We start from the raw sequence: 20,425 nt of genomic DNA, 5'->3' as shown, positions 1-20,425 counted from the left end.
TTAGGTTAATCAACTACATATTGGGATAGTTGGGACCACCGCCTCCTTCGGGCGTCACCCAGGTGATGTTCTGGCTGGGGTCCTTGATGTCACAGGTTTTGCAGTGAATGCAGTTCTGGCTGTTGATCACAAACTTGGGTTGCCCCTCGTCTTCAACCACCTCATAGACACCCGCAGGGCAGTAACGCTGCGCCGGTTCATCGTATTTCACCAGGTTGACAGCAATAGGGATGTTGGCATCTTTCAAACGCAGATGGCAGGGCTGATCTTCCTCGTGGAAAGTATTGGAAAGATACACTGAAGAGAGCTTGTCGAAGCTAAGCTTGCCGTCCGGCTTAGGGTAGTCAATCTTGCTGTAGGCGCTGGCTTCACCCATCTGGGCATAGTCGGGATGATCGTCTCTCAGGGTCACAGGGAACTTGCCGCCAAACCAGTTTTGATCGATATAGTTAAAGGCTCCACCCAGGAAGGTGCCGAACTTGTGCATGGCCGGGCCGAAGTTACGCGAGCGGTAAAGCTCATCAAAGAGCCAGCTCTGTTCCAGCCGTTCCTGGAAGCAGTCGAGATCTTTTCCGCCTTCAACCCTGGCAATAAGACCTTCGGCCAGAGTCTCGGCCGCCAGCATACCGCTCTTGATGGCGGTGTGGGTACCCTTGATCTTGGCGAAGTTGAGTGTCCCGGCATCACAACCTATTACCAGACCGCCTGGGAAGCTCATCTTGGGCAGAGAGTTGAGACCCCCCTTGGTGATGGCGCGGGCACCATAGCTCAAACGCTCGCCGCCGCTTAAGGTCTTGGCGATGACAGGGTGGGTCTTGTAACGCTGAAATTCATCGAAGGGGCTCAGATGCGGGTTCTTGTAGTTGAGGTCGATGATCAGCCCCACGGCAACCTGGTTGTCTTCCATATGGTAGAGGAAACCACCACCGCTGGCTCCTTCCAACAGCGGCCAGCCGCCACTGTGAACCACTTTACCTTGTTGGTGTTGCTCGGCAGGGATCTTCCAAATCTCTTTGAAGCCTATGCCGTAGTGCTGTGGTGTCTTGCCGTTATCCAGGTGGAATTTTTCTATCAGCTGCTTGCCCAGATGGCCGCGGCAGCCTTCGGCAAACACAGTATATTTGGCGTGTAGCTCCATGCCCGGCATGTAGCTGTCTTTGGGCTGGCCATCGGCGCCTATGCCCATGTCGCCAATCAGTATTCCCTTGACGCTGCCATCTTCATTGAACAACAGCTCGCTGGCGGCGAAACCGGGGAATATCTCCACTCCCAGGCCTTCGGCTTGCTCGGCCATCCAGCGGCAGAGATTACCGACGCTGATAATATAGTTGCCATGGTTGTGCATGGTCTTGGGTACCAGACTGTTGGGCAGATGTTTGGCATCTTCGGCCGACTTGAGCAGATAGATTTCATCTTCTGTAACCTGGGTATGCAGGGGCGCTCCCAACTCTTTCCAGTCACCGAAGAGTTCTTCCAATACGCTGGGTTCAAAGACGGCGCCGGAGAGAATATGCGCGCCAACTTCAGAGCCTTTTTCGACCACACAGACACTGATCTCTTTGCCGCTGTCTTTGGAGATCTGCATCAAACGGCAAGCCGTAGCCAGTCCGGCGGGGCCTGCACCGACGATAACAACATCGAATTCCATTGATTCGCGTTCCATCATGTCACCTCTATCCTTCAAAGTCCCCCGATGTAAACGGGTGTTTTATTTTTATCCAGCTCCAACCTTACCTGAAAATCCATCCAGGGCACAGTATTTGATCGGAAAGCGGCACAGGGATTCGATGAAATTTCTGAGTGAGACCTGTCACAAAAAGTCCACGCAGATTTGAGCCAAGTCGGGAAATACATTTTTAGGGGTATGGTTCGCCCCCCTTTTCGTCCTATAATTGGCGCAGACGGTTCTCCGAGCTTTTGGTCCTACGTCAGTGAAGATATGGTCCTTTAGCCGTGGCAATTTTGCCACCGGGGTGAGCAAAGAAATGCCCTCACCTCCCTGACTTGGAAAGGTGATCATGTCCCAGTTACAAGACAATTTTGGTCGAAGATTTCACTATTTGCGGATGTCAGTCACTGACGTCTGTAACTTCAAATGCAGTTATTGCCTACCGGATGGTTATCGCCCGGAGGGCAAGCCCTCTTTTCTGACGCTCAGCGAGATTGAGAATCTGGTTGCCGCCTTCGCCAAAGTAGGTACCCGCAAAGTGCGGATCACAGGTGGCGAGCCTACGCTGCGCAAAGACTTTACCGATATCATCCGTGCAGTTGCCGATAACAGCGAAATTCACACTATCGCGACTACCACCAATGGTTATAGGCTCGAGAAGCACGCCAAAGAGTGGTACGACGCCGGGCTGAGGCGGATTAACGTGTCTGTGGACAGCCTGGACCCCAGGATGTTTTATCAGATCACCGGCGAGAACAAGTTCGATGAGGTCATGCGCGGTATAGATGCGGCGCTGGAAGCTGGCTTTGAGCGGGTCAAGATTAACGCCGTGCTGCTCAAGGATCTCAACGACAAGGATCTGCCGCGTTTCCTGCATTGGATCAAACATACCCCCATAGATCTGCGTTTCATCGAGCTGATGGAAACCGGGTTGGGTCACGACTATTTCAAGGCGCATCACCTGGCCGGAGCCGATATCAAGGCCAGACTCGAGGCCGAAGGTTGGCAGTATGATCAGCCCGCGGCCGAAGATGGCCCGGCGCAAAACTTCAGCCATCCTGATTATCGTGGCCGTATCGGGCTCATCATGCCTTATGCCAAAAACTTCTGCGCCAGCTGCAACAGGTTGCGGGTTTCTGCCAAGGGTAAGCTGCACCTGTGTCTGTTCACCGAACATGGTGTCGATCTTCGGGATCTGCTTCAGAGTCCTGAACAGCAGGATGAGTTGATTGCCCGTTTGCATCAGCAGTTGCAGCAGAAGAAAGAGACTCACTATCTGCACCAAGGTATTACCGGTGTGACCCAACACCTGGCCTCTATCGGCGGTTGAGGGTGGCGCTCGTTTGGGCGTCAGATACTTATCATCGCCATCTCGGTAGCATTCAGCAGCAGGAACTGACATGGGACATTGCAGTCATACCCATTTTGAGCTTTTGAATATCGCCAATCAAACGGCGCTGTTTTGTCTGCCCGCTTCCACCGGCGCATGCCGTACGGCCTGGAGCAAGATCCTCAAAGAGCAGCTGGATGCCCGGCACCGGCCCTGTAACTTCGTATCCCATTTGAAAAAGGTTGCTATAGATGACTAATGCCTTTACCCATATCAATGCCGACGGTAACGCCCATATGGTGGATGTGACCGAAAAGTCGATCACCGAGCGCGAAGCCCGTGCCGAGGCTTATATTGAGATGTCTGCGGAGACGCTGCAGATGATCATGAGTGGCAGCCACCATAAGGGCGATGTGTTCGCCACCGCCAGAATCGCCGGCATTATGGCCGCGAAGAAAACCTCAGAGCTGATCCCTTTGTGCCACCCCTTGATGCTGACCAAGGTCGAGGTGGATCTGCAGGCTGAGCCGGAGCAAAACCGGGTCAGGATCACCAGCCTGTGTAAGCTGGCTGGCAAAACCGGGGTTGAAATGGAAGCCCTGACGGCGGCCTCGGTTGCGGCGCTGACTATTTACGATATGTGTAAAGCGGTGCAGAAGGATATGGTGATTACACAGGTAAGACTGCTGGAAAAACGCGGCGGTAAATCCGGTCATTTTAAGGTGTAACGATATGATTAAAGTGCTGTTTTTTGCTCAAGTACGGGAATTATTGGGAACGGCTGCCATTGAAGTCGAGAGCCAGCCGGGTTTGACGGCCGAGGCGCTGCGTGCCCAATTGGCGGCCACAGACGACAAGTGGGCCAGAGTGATGGCGTCCGACAAACTGCTGGTGGCCGTCAACCAAACCCTCAGCCCCTGGCATACAGAGATCAAAGCGGGTGACGAGGTGGCCTTCTTCCCACCGGTAACCGGAGGTTGAGATGCAAAGCGATCGTATTTTGGTACAAACCGCCGACTTCGATGTCCCGGCCGAATATGCCCGCATCGCCGCCGACAACAGCGACGGCGCCGTGGTGACCTTTGTCGGCAAGGTGCGCGACTTCAACGATGGCAGCGCGGTTACCGACCTGACGCTGGAACACTATCCCGGGATGACAGAAGCCGTTTTGGGGCAAATTGCCACTCAAGCCCGTGAGCGCTGGCCGCTGAATCAGCTGACCATAATTCACCGGGTTGGCACTATGCATTTGGGCGAGCAGATAGTGTTTATCGGTGTCAGCAGTGCCCACCGCAAGGCGGCGTTTGCGGCTTGTGAGTTTCTCATCGATTTCCTCAAGACCAAGGCGCCATTCTGGAAACTGGAAGCCGGTGAGAGTGGTCAACACTGGGTTGAGGCTCGCGATGCCGACGAGCAGGCCGCCAAGGCCTGGGAAAAGTAACCGGAGCTTGTGATGGTGCTATTGGAGCGATTGCTGAATTCGACGACCAAGGCCGTGCTGACCGCACTGGCGCTGCTTGGTCTGTGTCTGCCGGCTGCGGCGGCGCAAAGCGTTCATGTGGCTGCGGCGGCCAATATCAAGTTTGCCCTGGATGATATTGCCGAGCGTTATCAGCAACAGACAGGACGCCAACTCAAGATCTCCTACGGCTCGTCCGGTAACTTTGTGGCGCAGATAAAACATGGTGCGCCGTTCGAGCTGTTTCTCTCGGCCGACGAGCGTTATGTTGACGCGCTGGCTGACGCCGGCATCACCCGTGACAAGGGGGTAGTCTACGCTTACGGGCGCTTGGCGCTGGTGGCTCCCAAGAATTCACCGCTGAAATTGGATCAAGAGTTACAGGGGCTGCAACAAGCTCTGGCCGCCGGGCAGATCAAGCGCTTTGCCATCGCCAACCCGGATCATGCTCCCTATGGCGAACGCGCCCGTGCGCTGCTCAAGCAAAAGGGCCTGTGGCAGGAGTTGCAGGCCAACCTCATCTATGGCGAAAACGTTTCCCAGGCGGCGCAGTTTGCCTTGAGTGGTTCGACTCAGGGCGGCATAGTTGCCCTGTCGCTGGCAGTGGCGCCGCAGTTTCAGGCGAGAGGTCACTATCTGGCGTTGCCGGTAGACTCCCATGCCCCGCTGACCCAGCGCATGGTACTGCTTGAGAAAGCCAGCGACGATGCCAAAGCCTTTTATGACTATCTGCAGGGGCAGGAAGCGCGACAAGTGTTCAGCGCCTATGGCTTTGCCTTGCCCGAGGGAGGCTGAATGGATTGGCAGTCGCTGTGGCTCTCGGTCAAACTGGCTGCCATCAGTGTCTTGGTGCTCTTGCCGCTTGCCATCTTGTTGAGCCGCTTGCTGGCCTATCGTGAGTTTCACGGTAAGTCCTGGGTAGAGGCGCTGATCATGGTGCCCCTGGTGTTGCCGCCCACGGTTATAGGCTATTACCTCTTGGTAGGGCTTGGCAGTGAAAGCTGGCTTGGCCAATGGCTGCAGCAAACCCTGGGAGTGCAGCTGGTATTTCATTTCTCCGGCCTGGTGGTCGCCTCGGTACTGGTCAATATTCCCTTTGCGGTGCAGCCTATTCAAAGAGCCTTTGAAGCTATTCCTCAGGATGTGCGCGATGCCTGCGCCTGTTGTGGCATGAGTCGCACCAAACAGCTGTTCAAGGTGGAGTTGCCCTTGGTGTGGCCGGGGATTTTGACGGCCCTGGTGCTGTGTTTCTCCCATGTGCTCGGCGAGTTTGGTGTCGTCCTGATGATGGGGGGCTCCATCGCGGGAGAGACCAAGACGATTTCCATTGCCATCTACGACAGTGTCCAGGCGTTTGACTTCGCCTCTGCCGGTACTATGTCGCTGGTACTCTTGTTATTTGCCATCACCACACTGGCATTGACCACAGGGCTGTCGCGGCGGCTCGGGAGATTGAAATGACCCCGACAGATCTGCATGTCAGCGTTCATCAAACCAAGGGGATTCCACTGCAGGCCGACTTTGTTTGCCGTGCCGGTGAAGTCCTTGCCGTGGTGGGGCCCTCCGGTGGCGGCAAGACCACGCTGCTGAGGATGATTGCCGGTCTCAATAAGCCGCAATCCGGCAGCATATGCTATGGTGATAAACCCTGGTTTTCCGAGACGGTGAACCTGAGCCCGCAGCAACGCCATCTGGGGTTTGTGCCGCAACATTTTGGCCTGTTTCCCAACCTGAGTGCGGTCGACAATGTAATCGCCGGGCTGGATCATCTGCCTAAGGCCGAACGCCGGGCCAGGGCGCTGGACTGGCTGGAGCGGGTCAATCTGCACGGTTTGCCGGATCGTTTGCCGGAGCAGTTGTCCGGTGGCCAGAGACAGAGGGTGGCACTGGCCAGAGCGTTGGCGCGTGAGCCTTCGGTATTGCTGCTGGATGAACCTTTTTCTGCGGTCGATCGCGAAACCCGTGAGCGCCTGTATTTGGAACTGGCACGGCTCAAGTCACAGCTGCATATTCCGGTGATCATGGTGACCCATGACCTCAACGAAGCCTTGTTGCTGGCCGACCGCATGGTGCTTATCAGCCAAGGGCAGTTGCTGCAACAGGGTGTGCCCCATGAAGTGCTGGCTAAACCCCGCAACGAGGCGGTTGCCCGGCAGATGGGGCTGAGAAACCTGTTTGACTCGGAAGTGGTGGCCCTGGAGCAGGAGCGGCAACTCACCTGGCTCAAGTTTGGCGAGCAACTGATTGCCTGTGACTATGACGCGCGCCTGAATCCGGGAGACAAGGTGCGCTGGGTGGTGCCCAATCAAGGCGTCAGATTTAACTCTATCAGCCGTGGCCGCCTGTGCCGCAGCTTCAATAAACTCAATGTCAGGCTCGAATCCCTGCTGGTAATGGGCGAATCTGTGCGCCTGCTGGCGGCAATCGAAGGCGTGGATCAGACTCTCAGCGCCGAAGTGCCGTTACATCTGGCGCGCAAGTTGGAGCTGGTTGCCGGTATGCAGACCGAAGTCGCGCTCAAATCCGAACAAATTCATATCCTCGAGCGCTGACAAAGGCTGCGTTTTTGTGCCTGTTGTTAACTAGATGATCAAAACTTAATCTTGCTTCCATCCTGGCTTCAAGCGCGGAAATCTATACTGCAGCCATTGAAACAACCACAGGAGTGAAACAAGATGCAAAAGTTAACTTATTTATTGGTATTATCCTCATTCTGCAGTGCCGCTGCTCTGGCTGCTTATACCGGTCCAGGAGCCGAAAACCTGGTTAGTACAGCGTCTCAGGTCGAGCAGGCCAACGATGACACCCAGGTGGAGCTGACAGGTTATCTGGTGAAGAGCCTGGGCGACGAAACTTACCTGTTCCGTGATGATTCCGGAGAGGTTAAAGTCGAAATCGACCATGACCTTTGGCGGAATATCAATGCCGATGTGAAAGAAAGCACTCTGGTGAAACTGACCGGTGAGGTCGACACGGAGTGGAACGGCAAGGAAGTTGAAATTGAAAGTATCACTCTAGTTGGTGAAACTGCAAAATGAACCATGGCTTGTATGAGTGGCTGGCCTTCAGTGCCAGCGCTCGGATGGAGGCAAAATGAGACGTTTATTGGCGGGGCTGGTACTGTTTTCTTCGGTGGCAGTCGCGGCTCCCTCGCTGCTGGAATTGTTGAATGATAATGAACGCATTCAACCCATAGAGCTGATGCAGCGTATTGAGTCCCAGTTTCCCGGGGTGATCGTCGAGTTTGAAACCGATGTGGAAAATGGGGTCTTGGTCTATGAAATTGACCTGATAAACCCGGATGATCGTACTACCACAGAGCTGGATATACTCGCCAGCAACGGCGAGGTACTCAAGCGCAAAGTCGAACGCCTCGAGGCAGACGATATGGCCGAGTTGGCAGTGGTCAAACTCCTGGTCAAGAAGCAGCTCAGCTTTTCCCAACTGGTGGAAATGGCAATGCAAAACAGCAATGCTCACCTGCTGGAAGCCCAACTGGATAAAGATCTGGGGATTGCCTACCTGGAGCTGAAAGTAATGGATGAACGAGGCAAGCATAAGCTGGCGTTTGATATCGAAAAACAGCGGCCATTGCCTCTACTGAAATGGGACTGACAATGAAGATACTACTGGTCGAAGATGACGCAACCACACAGGACTATATCGTCAAGGGATTCCTGGAGCAGGGACACAATATTGAAACTGCTGCCGATGGTCATCAGGGTTTGCTGTTGGCGACCAGTAGTCAGTATGACTTGGTAATACTGGATCGCATGTTACCCGGGCTCGACGGCCTCAAGGTGCTGGCGGCGCTCCGGGCCACCGGCAATCAGACCCCAGTACTGATCCTCTCGGCGCTCAGCCATGTCGACGAGAGGGTCAAGGGACTGCGCGCCGGCGGCGATGACTATATGACTAAGCCGTTTGCCTTCTCCGAGCTGCTGGTGCGGGCCGAGAAGCTGATGCTGCGCGGCCAGTCACAGCCGGCCAAGACAGATCTCAAGGTGGGTCTGCTGGAGATGGAGCTGCTGACCCGTAAAGTGACCCTGGACGGCACTGAACTGATGTTGCAGCCCAAGGAGTTCCAGCTGCTCAAGTACCTGATGGAACATGCCAACCAGGTGATCAGCCGCACCCTGCTGTTTGAAGCCGTATGGGACTACCACTTTGATCCCAGAACCAATGTTATCGATGTGCATATCGCCAAGTTGAGACGCAAGTTTGAAGAGCTGGGTCACGGTGAGCTGATTGAAACCATAAGAGGGGCTGGTTATCGTCTCCGCCAAAGCCATTAAGCCTTACCAGAGCAGCGTATGGCGTATCACCATCTTCTTCTCTGTGCTGGTGACTCTGATCATCGGCGCCTTGCTGTTTGCCCTCTATCAACAGCTGGTGACAGAGCAGCAGTCTCAGGTTGAGAAACACTTGGCCTCGGAGGCGCAGCGCTATCAACAGTTGGCCTTGAGTGTGGATCAACGCAGTTTTGCGGCGCAAATTCGCGCCGCCGATCCACAAACCGCACTTATAGCCTGGCAGGGTAGCCCGGATATGGTGGGGGCGCTGACCTTCATGCCCGACAATATGCCGCTGCTACCCAGAACCCGCGATTTCCCCATTCTCACCGGTGGCCCGGATAAGCTGCATATTCTCACAGGCGGCGTGGTGATGACCCGCTATGGCCCTGTGCTGATCGCTACCCGTACCGACCACCTGGCGACGCTGATCGAGAAGTTCCTCAGCGCAGCGGCTACCGCCGTGATGCTGACCGTGGTATTGACCTTGGCCATGGGATACCTGTTCTCCAAGGCGCTGCTCAGGCGTTTGGTGCAATACAACCGCTTGAGTGAACGCATAGAGCGAGGTTACTACAACACCCGCCTGCCGGTGAGTCGCAACAGTGATGAATTCGACATGCTGGCGCGCCAGTTCAACCGGGTGCTGGATACCCTGGAGCACAACCTGACGGCAGTGCGCGGGGTGACAGACAATATTGCCCATGACCTGCGCACGCCATTGTCGCACCTGCGGATAGGGCTGGAGCAGTTGCCGCAATATCCGGCGGAAGAGATCCCGGAGCGCAGCGCGATTCTTATTGAAAAGCTGGATCACTGCCTGGCGACCTTCAACGCCATGCTGTCGCTGACCCGCATTGAAGAAGGGCAGCAAAAACTGGAGCTGGAGAGCTTCAGCTTGCAGCAGATGTGCACCGATCTGCTGGATATGGCCGACGTGCTGGCCGAGGCAGAAGGCCAGCAGCTCAAGCTGGAAACCAGTGAGGACTGCCATATCACAGGCGACAAACACCTCTTGTTCCAGGCGCTGTTCAACCTGGTCGACAACGCCATTCGCTATGCGGGCGAGGGTGCCTGTATCACCATCTCGCAGCAAACCAACCAGGTCATCATCAGCGACAATGGTCCCGGGATCCCGGAGGCTGAACGTGAGCGGGTCTTTGAGCGTCTGGTGCGGCTGGATCCCAGCCGCCATCAGCAGGGTACCGGCTTGGGGCTTTCCATGGTCAAGGCGATTCTATCGCGACACAACGCCAGTATTTCGCTGGAAGATAACCATCCAGGTCTCAGAGTCAGAGTGACATTTCAGGTTTAACCCATGTATTCAGTGATAGCCACAGAGCCCGACTTTATCCTGCTGGACAAGCGTCCTGGGGTTCATTTTCACAGCCAGCACGGTGAGGCAGGTTTGGTGGCCAGTGCCGAGCAGGAGCTGGGCTGCAAGCTCTATCCCGTGCATAGACTCGATACCTTGACCTCCGGCCTATTGCTGCTGGCCCGTTCATCCGAAGCGGCAGCTGAATTTACCCGGATGTTCAGTGAACACAAGGTGCAGAAATATTATTTGGCATTGGCCAAGGGTAAACCGGGCAAAAAGCAGGGTTGGATCATAGGTGATATGGCCAAGTCCCGCCGCAGTCAGTATAAGCTGCTGCGTTCCACCGACAACCCTGCCGTTACCCAGTTCTTTTCCTGGTCGGTTGCCGAAGGGCTGCGCCTGTATCTGCTCAAACCCCACAGCGGCAAGACCCATCAGCTGAGGGTGGCACTTTCCAGTCTGGGGGTGCCTATTCTGGGGGATACTCTCTATGGTGGCAGCGCTGTTGATGCCGACCGTGGTTACCTGCATGCCTATGCGCTGGAGTTTGAATGGAGGGGGCAAACCCTTAGATACCTGAGCTTGCCATCACAGGGCGACTCCTTTCTGCAGCCGGGAGTGTTGAGTCAGATGCAAGCGTTAGCGGAACCTTGGACTTTGGACTGGCCCAAGCGCAAATGAATTCCGGCGTGGTCGAAACGTCGGCTCGCTTCGAGGCAAAGGTAAAAAAGGTTGCAAGCCGGGCGTCATGCTGCCAAGTTAAACGGGTTGCCCCTTTAATTCCTCGCCAGGAGTCATACCATGGATACCAACAAACTCTTGCTCGTCATCATCGCTATTTTACTGCCGCCGGTGGCGGTATTTCTCAAAGCGGGTGTCGGTAAAGACCTGCTGATCAATATCATTCTTTGTCTGTTCTTCTGGTTCCCCGGGCTGCTGCATGCGCTCTGGGTAGTGACCAAGAACTGATATCAACAACCGGCTTCAAGTGTAGAGAACTTGGCGGTAAAGTGGCCGCAGTTACTGAGCGGCCACGATTCTGCCAAGCAGGTTAAAATGCCTGATGCTTGTGCCTTCCTGGCTCTGATTACCGAACAGCTTTAGCCACTTGTCCTGTGGCAGCCTGACTTGACTCTGACTGCTGTAGTGGCTGCTGTTGTGATGAAAGTCGGCGGTATAGTTAAGCTGCCAGACACCGCTCTCTATCGCCTGGAGTTGGTAACTCAAGCTGAACTCCTTATCTGTGACCCTGCCAGCATCTTCATCAGGCAACAGGGCCACTGTCAGTGACCGTGATTTGGCCAGGAACTCCCGGCTGAGTTCCTGTGTTTCCAAAGGAGCTGCACACTGGCAATAACGCAGCTCGAGTTGCAGTGGTTGTGCGTCCTTGGCCAGTGCCATGCCGCTTGCCAACAGGGCCAGCAAGCCAATCACAGGGTTAAGTATCCGCGGCATCTTCAATTCTCCCTCCAAATCGTCTTTTGCCCTTGCAATAGAGGTGGGCTTTCAAGACGGGAGAGCCTAGCATCTTCGCCGGTCGATGAAAGGTTATTTACACTTATGAATGGCTAGAGTATTTGGGCCAACTCTGTCAGCGAGGCTCCGGCTGCTGCGACGGAAGCCTGATGGCGATCGTCGGCAAACTCCTGATATTCGCTGCGCACTTCATAAAACTGTTCCACCCCCAGATAGTGGCTCAGGGTCTTGATATGGGGGCCCAGGTGATTCATTCCGGCGCGGATCCCTTCTTCGCCAAAGCCAAACTCGCCGCAAGAGTAAACCAAAACCAGTTTTTTGCCGCTGAGAATCGGCCGCAGCGGAAAATCGCCGCGCTTTAAGTCGAAGCTGAATGTGCGGTTTATGCGTATGACCTGATCAAACCAGGCCTTGAGTGCCGCCGGCATGCCATAGTTGTACATGGGCGTTGAGATCAGAATGATATCGGCCCGCTGCAGCTCGTCGATAAGGCAGTCCGACAGTGCCAGCAGCCGTTGCTGCTCTGTACTTTGGTGTTCCTCCGGAGTGAATACGGCGGCGATCCAATCTTGGGTGATGGCCGGCGGCGCTTGGTCTCCCAGATCTCGATAGATGAATTCTTATAGGTTATTTTGGGCTTGCCAGTGATCGCAGAATAGCTGCGCCAACGACTTGGAAATCGAATTATAGCTGGGTTTGTCATTGTCGGTTCTTCTCGCGCTGGCATCTATTCTTAAAAGGGTTTTCATCACTTTCTCCGTTTGTTTGCTCAGGGCATAACTATCTGGAATACCGCTCGAGTTGACAAAGGGTCATTTCTCACTTATAGATGAGTAAAATTCACTTATTTGATCGCAATGTTTGCCCATTTACCCACACTGAATAACTTGAGAGTGTTCGAAGCCGCCGCCAGGCATCTGAGCTTCAAGCTGGCTGCGGAGGAGTTGAGCCTGACTCCGACCGCCGTTTCCCATCAGATAAGAAATCTCGAGACTCAGCTGGACACCCGACTGTTTATCCGTCAGACCCGGGCGGTATCACTGACGCCGGCCGGAGCCGAGTTGGCAGAATCCTGTCGCCAGGCCTTGCTCGGCATAGCCCAGGGGATTGAACGTTTGGGAGTGACACCAAACCAGCTGAGAGTTGCCACCACCCATGGCTTTGCCGCCCTATGGCTGGCGCAGCGATTGCCGGACTTTCAGCAGCGTTTCCCCGATATTCGGGTGTCGGTCAGCAGCGATGAGGGGCTGCAGCCTAGCGACCCTCTGGGTGAGACAGATCTCTGCATACGCTACGGCAAAGCGGCAGAAGGCGAAGAGGTGCTGTTCAGTGAGACGTTCGGCATTTATGCCAGTCCCGGTTATCTCAAGAGCAAGCAACCTCAGGTGACGCTGTTGCAGACCCGCTGGCAGAACCCGGCTCTCGACGGGCTCGATTGGCAGCAATGGCAACAGACCTATCACGAGTTCAAAGGTGCCAGATTGCTGGAGTTTACCCAGGAGGATCACCTCGTGCAGGCCGCTCTGGCCGGTGAAGGCCTGGCGCTTGCCAGTTCTGTGCTGGTGGCCTCTTTGGTGGAGCGGGGTTGGTTGAAACCTTGCTTGCCGGGCAAGGTGTTGCCTGGGCTCAGTTATCGGCTGCTGCCGGCTCCCGGCCGGGAGCAGAGCCACAGAGTCAGGGTGTTTCTCGAATGGCTCAGGCAGCAGGCACTCAGCGGGGCGCCAGATAGGTCACAGGATTGAGATAAAACGCCTTCTTGTATCCCTGGGGCGCATCATCCATCAACCAAGGCATGGGCATGAGGCTGACTATGCTGTAGTGCAGATGGGGCGGCTTGCCTTTAGCATTGCCCGAGTCGCCGACCGTGCCCAGTTTGCTGCCCTGAGGTAGATAAAAACCGTTCGGCTCCAGGCTGTCCAGATGGGCGAAATAATGCAACTTCCAGCCTGGCCCCAAGGCCAGCACCACCTTGCCGCCGAGACGCCACTCCCCTTGATAGAGGCGCAGCATGGGCGTCGGGGCCTGCACTTGAGTGCCGCGGGCGGCGAAGATGTCTATGCCCTTGTGTACCCCGGAGGGGCCCCAGGGGTAATACCAGAAACTGTCTTTATGCCAGTCTTTGGCGCTGGCCTGGTGAACCGGCACCTGTGGGTTTTCCGGGATCAGGGCACCGGCAAAGATCAGCAGTAGCAGCAGGATAAAGCCATAACGTTTCTTCATGGTCATAGGTCACGCTGTCGTTGAGCCAACTCTATGATGGCACTGATAGCCGCGCGGGCCTGGGGACTATTGTGCCAGCAGCTCGAGCCCATCAACTGGGCTATGGCGCGGGTGATATCGCTAGCGGATTCATCGGCCAGCTGCGACAGCTGACTGAATCCCAGCTGCTCAAGGCGACCAACGACTGTGGCTCCTACCCCCTTGAGATCGCACATCTGCTGTTTTTCCCGGTCACTGAAGGCCATGGCAACTCTCCTTGTAAATGGTTGTCCCTGGAATAATTCCACTGGATGTTCTTTCTTGGGTTAGATCTCTGCCAGTGGACAAGCCAACAGCAGCAGATCCAGACAGAGAATACCGTTTTCCACTATCGGCTCAGGGTAAGCGGCAAAGAAGTCCGGAACAATACCTTTGATACGAAAACCGCACTTCTGATAGAGGCCAAGCTGAGCCAGGCTGGAGTTGCCCGTGGCTATCCAAAGGCTATCCAGTCCCTTTTCCCGGCTCAGCGTCTGACACTGTTGCAATAGCCATTTACCTATTCCCTGGCCTTGGTGATCCGGATGAACGGCGAGGTTTTTTACCTCAGCCTGAATCTGTGTGGATGCCGGTGTCAGTTGCAGCAGTGCCAGCCCAAGCAGACGATCTTCTGTATCGAGGGCTCTGAGCAGCAGACAGTCTCTCAGGTAAGTCTGCACGGCTTCGCGGCTTGGGTCGGCCAGCAAGAGTAAGGCCCACTCAGGTTCAGTGAGTGTGATGTCTGCGGTATTTGCCAGCTCCAGCTTCATTATATTTGCTCCGCAGCCAGTTCCGGCTCGCCGTTGTGCCAATGACTGTATTCCTCCCAGCGCCGTGCCAGTTCGCCATCACCCAGTTTGGGAATGCCGCTGCGCCTAAGCCACTGCCAAAATGGTCCCCAGAGGTAGTCTTGCCAAAAGGCCAGAGAGCCCTGGAGGCCACCCAGAGTATCGGGATCCAGTTCGGGAAAGCTCTCCCAAGGCATGGGCGGAGTCGGTGCCAGCTGTTGGACTTGCGCCAGAAGTTCACTGTGATCAGATTGCAGACACAGAAGGTAACCACCAAAGTCGGCGGTCAGTTGCAGATAGAGCTTTATCGGTGCCTGAAACTCGGTCTCGAAGTTATCGCCCTGACACTGCAACTGCTGCGCCAGCACTAGATAGTCAGGCAGGCCTTCTCCCAGCTGTTCTATCTCCATGCCATGTCGTTGTAAATAGCGGCGTAGCAGGTCAAGCAGAGCCGGCACCTGATGCCGGCTTATCAGGCAGGAAAGCGCACCGCCCTCGAAAGGACGGCTGATGGATTTTACTTGGGGGTAGCCGTCAGCCAGCGCTTGCCACTGAGTCACATCCAAGCTGCTTGTCATGCCGCTTCTTCACTGTCTCGACGCAGAATGGCCGCCAGTTGGGCCAGACACTCGCGCGCGGCCGAGCTGATATCGGCCAATTGGAAGAAACCATGGATCACGCCCTGAAAGCGGCAGGCTCGAGCATCGACACCGGCGGCTACCAGCTTGCGATACAGGGCTTCTCCCTCATCCCGCAGCGGATCAAATTCGGCGGTAATAATGTGAGTCTGACACAAGCCCTGAAAATCCTCCCGATACAGGGGGCTGATTTCAGGATGGTTGGCGTCGACACCAGAACTTTGCTGATAGGCTTCAAAACCGCTGAGCAAGGCATCGCGGGTGATAATAAAGTCGTCGCCGTTGCTGCGGTAGCTCTCCATGGCAGCGGTGGCATCCAACATGGGGTAGATAAGCAACTGCCGTTTCGGCTGCCAGCCTAGTTGTTTCAGGCGCAGGCAGGTGACCAGCGCCAGATGGCCGCCGGCACTGTCGCCGCCCAGAGTGACGCTATCCGGATCCAGCTGTAGCTGCGCCGCCTGGGCCAGTATAGCCTGGGTGGCCTTGAGCGCATCGTTGTGTGCTGCCGGATAGCAGTGTTCCGGTGCCAGGCGGTAGTCGACGGCGATAACCTGGGCTTTGCCATGACAGGCCAGATAGCTGAGCTGCTGCTCGTGAGTCACAAAGCTTCCGGCCACAAAGCAGCCGCCATGGAAGTAGATAAGCGTGGGCCAAGGCCCCGGGGTGTCCGGCAGGTAACGTCGCAGGCGAATGCCTTCCAGCTCCAGCTCCTGGGTGCAAACCTCGGCGGCGGGTCCCGCCAGCACCACACTGGCTTCATAGCCCTGACGTCGTTCATTCAGTGGCTGCAGACGCGCGTTGGGACGACCGGCTGCAATAAACTCATCCACCAGTCGTTGTATTCCTGTTTCCAATCCCGTCATGGCGGGAACCTCCTGTGAAAACTTGTTATGAGCTCAGAGGCGATCCTCTTGCTCGGATACGATATTCTGCACCTGACCATTACTCAGAGTGACTGTTAGCCCCTATGCTGCCTTGCAATCGGTAACTCCATACTTCTACTGTCTTGCCGGCGGTGGCTCTGCCGCTGTCGACACCAAGTGTCTGGGTGTATTTATCCATGGGGGAACCAGCAAGTTCCAGCAGCTTTATGCGGCTCATGCCGCAATGCAGCAGTTTTCCGTCCTTGAGGCGAAAACTATCGCAGGCAGAGCCAACAAACACAGGGAGAGGCATAAAAGTAATTTCTTCATTTCAAATACCTACAGGGGTTGATGGCATACGGCTTCGACATTGTTGCCATCTGGATCCAACACAAAGGCACCGAAGTAGTGTGCGTGGTAATGAGGCCTCAGCCCAGGCTGACCATTGCACTGACCGTCATGTTCAAGTGCCAGCTGATAAAACCGGCTGACGGCATCGCGGTCGGCGGCAGTGAAGGCAATATGCCGCGGCGTATGGGGCGTCTTGGTTTCAATGATCCAAAACACGGGTTTGTTGTCCGGTCCGAAGGCGCACATACGCTGGCTGGGAAACTCGCTGTTCCACTCGGCCACCAGTTCCATCACCAAGGGGTAACCCAAGGCGCTTAGTGTTTCGAGATAGAAGTCGCGTGTCTTGGGGTAATCTGTGGCATAGCTGCTGAGGTGATCTATCATTGGCACCTTCCTTTGATTGTCATGGTTCAGTGAACCGGCACGAAGAGTTCGTCTGTTATGGTCAGTTTATCTTGCTGCAAGCGGTAGACTGAGTCGAGCATAAAAACAGCACTGCCTTGCCAGCAGAATCCGCCACTTCCCGAAATGCGTAATTGCTTATCGCGGCCCAGATCCAGAGTAGAGAAGCCACAAAAATCGCCACTGCCAAGCTTGCCGTCGGCAAAGGCCAGTTTGTGGCGTTCAGTGGCGGTTATCAGTTCGACATAGGGCGGTATCTGATCGCCAGCGTCAAACTCGGTTTCCGATTGCCCCGGAAACAGCCGCAAACAGGCCTGGCCCATCTGCCAGCTTGAGGGAATAGCCAGCGCATCCGCAGCACCTGCGATTGGACAAGTTTGTTGACTGAAACTGCCGAGCTTTTGCTCTCTGTTGCTCTTGCAGTTGGCGGCGTTGTATTGCAGGGCCGCCAACACGGATTCACCCCCGAGGCGATAAAAGTGGCTGCCCCAATTGAGCTCTTCATATTCGGCCAGAGCTATGCACTCGTTGAGTTGACCACTGCGGGACAGACCCAGCAAGAGCTCGCTTATCAGCCAGTAGTAGCGGCGAACATCTTCGATGGCCGGCTCGGTTGCACCTTTGATTTGGGGGAACAACTCATAGCCACATTCTTGATGAAAGGCGGCGAGCGCCGCCGTTGCCTGTTGATACTCGCCTTTGGCATAACCTTGCTGGAAATCACTCCTGGCCTTGGCCAGAGCCTGAGTGCTGCACTCGGCAGCGCTCAGAGAGTAACAAGCCATGGGGAGCAGCAACAGCAAGAGTAAACGCATGGGTTAATTCCTTCTTCCCAGAATGCTCAAAATGCGCAGGAATAGGTTGATGATATCCATATAAAGCGCCGCGGCGCTGTCGATGGCGTTGTCGACCGTCTTTTCCTTGGCGTTGGCCTGGCCCCAGTCATAGCCAATGTAGCCACAGAAGATCAATACCACTATCCAGTCGAGAATGCCGTGATGGGTCTTGAAGATAAACAGCTCCACCAGTTCGACAATGATCACCAATAGCAGGGCTATGGTCAGGGCGCCGGCTATGCGGGCAAAGAAGGCGGGAAACAGGGTACCCAGTATCATCATTGCCAGAGTCACGATAGTCGTTATCCGCAGCGCCTCCAACACCAGCGTCGGGTCATAGCCGCTGACGACCAGGTTAATTATCAGGCCGAAGGGAACAACAACCAGGTTGTAACCGAGAAAGCTGACCGCAGGCTTGTCCGATGATTGGAACAGATAGATACCCGCCATACAGCAGCCAAAGTAGCCGATAAAGAACAACCAGATTGGAATAGTGGCGATGATTTCGGGGTCGATATTCAGCACCATCAGATAGTTGACCACAAAACCCCAGATCAGGGTCAGGCCGATGACCAGGTTGTATTTGCCGGCACTGATCAGGCCCTTATCGGTGCCGTAGTTGCGTCGCAGGCTGTTGTCCATAGCGGGAAATTTCCTTTTTGCAGATTTCAGGCGAGATTAAAGCGCCACACGATATAGAAAAACCCCAAGCTCAACAAGGCGCTATCGCCCAAAACCCTGTGCGACATCTTCCAACCATCAAGCGCTTGTTGTGATAGAGACTTATGTTGGCCGCCTGTGTGTTTTGATAATGATTTGTAACTTAATGATTTTGAAATAAAAGTGTTTATTTTGCTTCATCTGTCCTTGTTTAAATCCAGACTTTCTTACTAGCCTGAACTGGAGAGATATCATGCGACACTCAATTGGAGCACTGGTTCTGGGTGCCGTGCTTGGCCTGACGGGGTGTAACTCAGACAACGACAATGGCACTCAAGCCGCAGCCGAGAGTTACACTCTGGTGGTCATGCCCGATACCCAAAAGTACTCCCGCTATAATCCCGAGCGCTACAACGCTCAAACTCAGTGGATTGCCGATAACTACAAGCAACAAAATATTGTCTTCACGGCGCATCTGGGGGATGTGGTCGACCTGCCTGACTCTGAGCAGGAATGGCTCAATGCCCGCGCGGCCATGAGCATTCTGGAGGCCAATCCAGCCACCCCATACAGCATATTGGCGGGCAACCATGATGTGCTGGCTTATCGTCAGTCCGGGGTCGATATCAATAGCAACTTCGACAGCGACAGGACCTTGGCGGCAGAGCCTTTCCTCAAGCATTTCCCGGCGTCTTTGCAGCAAAACAACTTTGCCAGTTTCCAGGGGACAGATGCCACCGGCTTCAACAGTTATCACCTCTTCAAGGGCGGTGAGCGCGAGTATCTGTTGCTGGCGCTCGACTGGCGTACCTCGGCGGCCAGCATAGCCTGGGCACAGTCGGTATTGGATGCCCACCCGGAAACACCGACCATACTCACCACCCATCAGCTGTTGAATGTGGCCGATGATGGCAACAACGCCATATTTACCGACAATGGCGCCATGCTGTGGGACAAGTTGATCAAAGACAACGACCAGATCTTCCTCACCTTTAACGGCCATCACCATGGCGAGGCCAAGATGGTGGCCAAGAACCGCTATGGCCGCGATGTGGTCATGATCTTGGTGGACTATCAATCGGGATTCTGGGGTGGCAACGGTATGCTGCAACTGGTGAGTTTCGATGAAGCCAATAAGCGGTTGCAGTTTCGTTCATTCTCACCTTGGGTTGCGGCCATCCCGGAGGCAGAGAGGCAGCCGCAGGATGTGTTGCAACGCTGGGAGTTTGAACAGCCCCTGGACTTTGAAAAGCGTTTTGCCAAGCTGAATCAGGAAGTGGAAACCGAAGGCCCGGGTAAGCTTGAAGGAACACTCGCCTACTGGATATTCGATGCCGAGCATAAGTTAACCAGTACAGACCCGACCAAGGTGCAGTTTATGGATCTTTCCGGGCGCGGCAATACCTTGAGCCTCAAGGCCAAGGCGGGCAGCAGTGGCACTCAGGAACAATTGTTTGAACTGCTCGGTGAAGCTCCTGGCTTCGGCCACGCCACTGGGGCGGCTCGTTTCAAGGGCGGCAACACCCAGGGCGGCTATTACCTCTCCAGCCAGGCACCGACGCTGGTTTCTGCCGATGGCCAGGCTGGTGTTCTGCCGCAGTACACCATAGAGATGATAGTGCGTCTGGCACCAGAGTGGCAGACATCGGAAAATGCCTGGGGCGCTGTCTTTGCCCATAAACCCAGCCAGAGCCAGGTGTGTGAACACCATAAGCTGGATTGTGGCGGCGGCGATCCTTCGCTGGCGTTGACCGCCTCCAGTCTCAAGGAGTTCCAGTGGATCTCCACCTCCAGCAATGGCGTGGGGCCCAGCAACTGGTCATGGGAAGTGGACAGGGATTATTGGTATCACGTGGCCATAGTCAACGACGGCCAATACGCCACCATGTATGTGGACAACTCCAGGGTAATGCGTACCGCCGAAGCCGAGCAGCATGGGCTGGTGAGTATTCCCGGCGGCGAATGGATGGTAGGCGCCTCCAGTTGGGACGGTGAGGTGGCCGATCTGTTCCGCGGTGATATTGCCGAGATCCGGATTGTCGACAGGGTATTGCCTGAGTCTGACTGGCTTAACGCCAAGTAAAAAATGCTGCAATAACAAGAGG

At 55.2% G+C, this 20,425-nt stretch carries 26 protein-coding genes, 2 pseudogenes and 1 riboswitch; of the genes and pseudogenes, 16 read left to right on the top strand and 12 right to left on the bottom strand.

Features of this window, described 5'->3' with window-relative positions:
- Positions 1 to 13 precede the first annotated feature (13 nt).
- Positions 14 to 1,663: an electron transfer flavoprotein-ubiquinone oxidoreductase gene (locus ACWAU4_RS21330; RefSeq protein WP_454290580.1), complete on the bottom strand. Its 1,650-nt coding sequence runs from the start codon at positions 1,661 to 1,663 to the stop codon at positions 14 to 16.
- A gap of 232 nt (positions 1,664 to 1,895) precedes the next feature.
- Positions 1,896 to 2,031, top strand: a riboswitch (molybdenum cofactor riboswitch).
- Between ACWAU4_RS21330 and moaA the strand changes: the two genes are divergently transcribed.
- From moaA to ACWAU4_RS21260, 14 genes and pseudogenes are all read left to right on the top strand, one after another.
- Positions 2,019 to 2,999 carry a GTP 3',8-cyclase MoaA gene (gene moaA, locus ACWAU4_RS21325; RefSeq protein ID WP_028780719.1) on the top strand — a complete coding sequence of 327 codons (981 nt, stop codon included), beginning with the start codon at positions 2,019 to 2,021 and terminating at the stop codon, positions 2,997 to 2,999. (Overlaps the previous riboswitch by 13 nt.)
- 106 nt (positions 3,000 to 3,105) lie before the next feature.
- Positions 3,106 to 3,258 (top strand): annotated as a pseudogene (locus tag ACWAU4_RS21320) (molybdenum cofactor biosynthesis protein); the annotation flags it as partial.
- On the top strand, positions 3,251 to 3,727 hold the full coding sequence (moaC, locus tag ACWAU4_RS21315) for a cyclic pyranopterin monophosphate synthase MoaC (RefSeq protein WP_025889198.1): 477 nt from the start codon (positions 3,251 to 3,253) through the stop codon (positions 3,725 to 3,727). The pseudogene ACWAU4_RS21320 and the gene moaC, both read left to right, overlap by 8 nt.
- 4 nt (positions 3,728 to 3,731) lie before the next feature.
- Positions 3,732 to 3,980 carry a molybdopterin synthase sulfur carrier subunit gene (moaD, locus tag ACWAU4_RS21310; protein WP_025889200.1) on the top strand — a complete coding sequence of 83 codons (249 nt, stop codon included), beginning with the start codon at positions 3,732 to 3,734 and terminating at the stop codon, positions 3,978 to 3,980.
- A 1-nt stretch (position 3,981) separates the two neighbouring features.
- Positions 3,982 to 4,440, top strand: coding sequence for a molybdopterin synthase catalytic subunit MoaE (moaE, locus tag ACWAU4_RS21305; protein WP_025889201.1), 459 nt, complete (start codon positions 3,982 to 3,984; stop codon positions 4,438 to 4,440).
- Positions 4,441 to 4,452: 12 nt separating this feature from the next.
- Positions 4,453 to 5,253, top strand: coding sequence for a molybdate ABC transporter substrate-binding protein (gene modA, locus ACWAU4_RS21300; RefSeq protein ID WP_144168202.1), 801 nt, complete (start codon positions 4,453 to 4,455; stop codon positions 5,251 to 5,253).
- Positions 5,254 to 5,919 carry a molybdate ABC transporter permease subunit gene (modB, locus tag ACWAU4_RS21295; RefSeq protein ID WP_025009185.1) on the top strand — a complete coding sequence of 222 codons (666 nt, stop codon included), beginning with the start codon at positions 5,254 to 5,256 and terminating at the stop codon, positions 5,917 to 5,919.
- Positions 5,916 to 7,010 carry an ABC transporter ATP-binding protein gene (locus tag ACWAU4_RS21290; RefSeq protein ID WP_071237337.1) on the top strand — a complete coding sequence of 365 codons (1,095 nt, stop codon included), beginning with the start codon at positions 5,916 to 5,918 and terminating at the stop codon, positions 7,008 to 7,010. The genes modB and ACWAU4_RS21290 overlap by 4 nt, the downstream gene beginning before the upstream one ends.
- Before the next feature lie 123 nt (positions 7,011 to 7,133).
- The gene (locus ACWAU4_RS21285; protein WP_044735496.1) at positions 7,134 to 7,496 is read left to right on the top strand and encodes a NirD/YgiW/YdeI family stress tolerance protein; all 363 of its coding nucleotides are present in this window, start codon (positions 7,134 to 7,136) and stop codon (positions 7,494 to 7,496) included.
- A gap of 55 nt (positions 7,497 to 7,551) precedes the next feature.
- Entirely contained in the window at positions 7,552 to 8,073 is a 522-nt protein-coding gene (locus tag ACWAU4_RS21280; RefSeq protein ID WP_025009188.1) for a PepSY domain-containing protein, read from the top strand.
- Between the two features lie 2 nt (positions 8,074 to 8,075).
- Positions 8,076 to 8,753, top strand: coding sequence for a response regulator transcription factor (locus ACWAU4_RS21275; RefSeq protein WP_025009189.1), 678 nt, complete (start codon positions 8,076 to 8,078; stop codon positions 8,751 to 8,753).
- 49 nt (positions 8,754 to 8,802) lie between these two features.
- Complete coding sequence (locus tag ACWAU4_RS21270) at positions 8,803 to 10,065, top strand: sensor histidine kinase (protein WP_208126241.1); 1,263 nt, start codon at positions 8,803 to 8,805, stop codon at positions 10,063 to 10,065.
- Positions 10,066 to 10,068: 3 nt separating this feature from the next.
- The gene (locus ACWAU4_RS21265; protein WP_156018528.1) at positions 10,069 to 10,749 is read left to right on the top strand and encodes a TIGR01621 family pseudouridine synthase; all 681 of its coding nucleotides are present in this window, start codon (positions 10,069 to 10,071) and stop codon (positions 10,747 to 10,749) included.
- A 120-nt stretch (positions 10,750 to 10,869) separates the two neighbouring features.
- On the top strand, positions 10,870 to 11,037 hold the full coding sequence (locus ACWAU4_RS21260; protein ID WP_208125277.1) for a YqaE/Pmp3 family membrane protein: 168 nt from the start codon (positions 10,870 to 10,872) through the stop codon (positions 11,035 to 11,037).
- A 51-nt stretch (positions 11,038 to 11,088) separates the two neighbouring features.
- Here the strand turns inward: ACWAU4_RS21260 and ACWAU4_RS21255 are convergent, their stop codons facing one another.
- Together ACWAU4_RS21255 and ACWAU4_RS21250 are read right to left on the bottom strand one after the other, a co-directional pair.
- Positions 11,089 to 11,523, bottom strand: a complete 435-nt coding sequence (locus ACWAU4_RS21255; RefSeq protein WP_156018529.1) for a hypothetical protein — start codon at positions 11,521 to 11,523, stop codon at positions 11,089 to 11,091.
- A gap of 113 nt (positions 11,524 to 11,636) precedes the next feature.
- Positions 11,637 to 12,293 (bottom strand): annotated as a pseudogene (locus tag ACWAU4_RS21250) (FMN-dependent NADH-azoreductase).
- 108 nt (positions 12,294 to 12,401) lie between these two features.
- Between ACWAU4_RS21250 and ACWAU4_RS21245 the strand changes: the two are divergent.
- Positions 12,402 to 13,286: a LysR substrate-binding domain-containing protein gene (locus tag ACWAU4_RS21245; RefSeq protein WP_096142161.1), complete on the top strand. Its 885-nt coding sequence runs from the start codon at positions 12,402 to 12,404 to the stop codon at positions 13,284 to 13,286.
- Here the strand turns inward: ACWAU4_RS21245 and ACWAU4_RS21240 are convergent.
- The 9 genes from ACWAU4_RS21240 to ACWAU4_RS21200 form a co-directional block, all read right to left on the bottom strand.
- The gene (locus ACWAU4_RS21240) at positions 13,255 to 13,764 is read right to left on the bottom strand and encodes a M23 family metallopeptidase (protein ID WP_208125276.1); all 510 of its coding nucleotides are present in this window, start codon (positions 13,762 to 13,764) and stop codon (positions 13,255 to 13,257) included. The two genes, ACWAU4_RS21245 and ACWAU4_RS21240, sit on opposite strands and share 32 nt — an antisense overlap.
- A 2-nt stretch (positions 13,765 to 13,766) precedes the next feature.
- The gene (locus ACWAU4_RS21235; protein WP_025009196.1) at positions 13,767 to 14,009 is read right to left on the bottom strand and encodes a hypothetical protein; all 243 of its coding nucleotides are present in this window, start codon (positions 14,007 to 14,009) and stop codon (positions 13,767 to 13,769) included.
- A gap of 60 nt (positions 14,010 to 14,069) precedes the next feature.
- Positions 14,070 to 14,552, bottom strand: a complete 483-nt coding sequence (locus ACWAU4_RS21230) for a GNAT family N-acetyltransferase (protein WP_208125275.1) — start codon at positions 14,550 to 14,552, stop codon at positions 14,070 to 14,072.
- Positions 14,552 to 15,148 (bottom strand): hypothetical protein, encoded by a 597-nt coding sequence (locus ACWAU4_RS21225; RefSeq protein ID WP_208125274.1) that lies wholly within the window; start codon positions 15,146 to 15,148, stop codon positions 14,552 to 14,554. Before ACWAU4_RS21225 ends, ACWAU4_RS21230 begins: the two co-directional genes overlap by 1 nt.
- Positions 15,145 to 16,071: an alpha/beta hydrolase gene (locus tag ACWAU4_RS21220; protein WP_208125273.1), complete on the bottom strand. Its 927-nt coding sequence runs from the start codon at positions 16,069 to 16,071 to the stop codon at positions 15,145 to 15,147. The genes ACWAU4_RS21225 and ACWAU4_RS21220 overlap by 4 nt, the downstream gene beginning before the upstream one ends.
- A 79-nt stretch (positions 16,072 to 16,150) precedes the next feature.
- A complete protein-coding gene (locus tag ACWAU4_RS21215) occupies positions 16,151 to 16,384 on the bottom strand; it encodes a hypothetical protein (RefSeq protein ID WP_115389461.1) in 234 nt (77 codons plus the stop codon).
- A gap of 26 nt (positions 16,385 to 16,410) precedes the next feature.
- Entirely contained in the window at positions 16,411 to 16,806 is a 396-nt protein-coding gene (locus tag ACWAU4_RS21210) for a VOC family protein (protein WP_156018532.1), read from the bottom strand.
- Positions 16,807 to 16,832: 26 nt separating this feature from the next.
- A complete protein-coding gene (locus tag ACWAU4_RS21205; protein ID WP_208125272.1) occupies positions 16,833 to 17,639 on the bottom strand; it encodes a hypothetical protein in 807 nt (268 codons plus the stop codon).
- 3 nt (positions 17,640 to 17,642) lie between these two features.
- On the bottom strand, positions 17,643 to 18,302 hold the full coding sequence (locus ACWAU4_RS21200; RefSeq protein ID WP_028780736.1) for a Bax inhibitor-1 family protein: 660 nt from the start codon (positions 18,300 to 18,302) through the stop codon (positions 17,643 to 17,645).
- 271 nt (positions 18,303 to 18,573) lie between these two features.
- On the opposite strand from ACWAU4_RS21200, the gene ACWAU4_RS21195 reads away from it, so the two are divergent.
- Positions 18,574 to 20,403, top strand: a complete 1,830-nt coding sequence (locus tag ACWAU4_RS21195; protein ID WP_208125271.1) for a LamG-like jellyroll fold domain-containing protein — start codon at positions 18,574 to 18,576, stop codon at positions 20,401 to 20,403.
- The last annotated feature ends 22 nt before the right edge of the window (positions 20,404 to 20,425 follow it).

This window comes from Shewanella sp. FeAMO (assembly GCF_053653955.1).
This window is presented reverse-complemented; position numbering and strand designations above follow the sequence as displayed.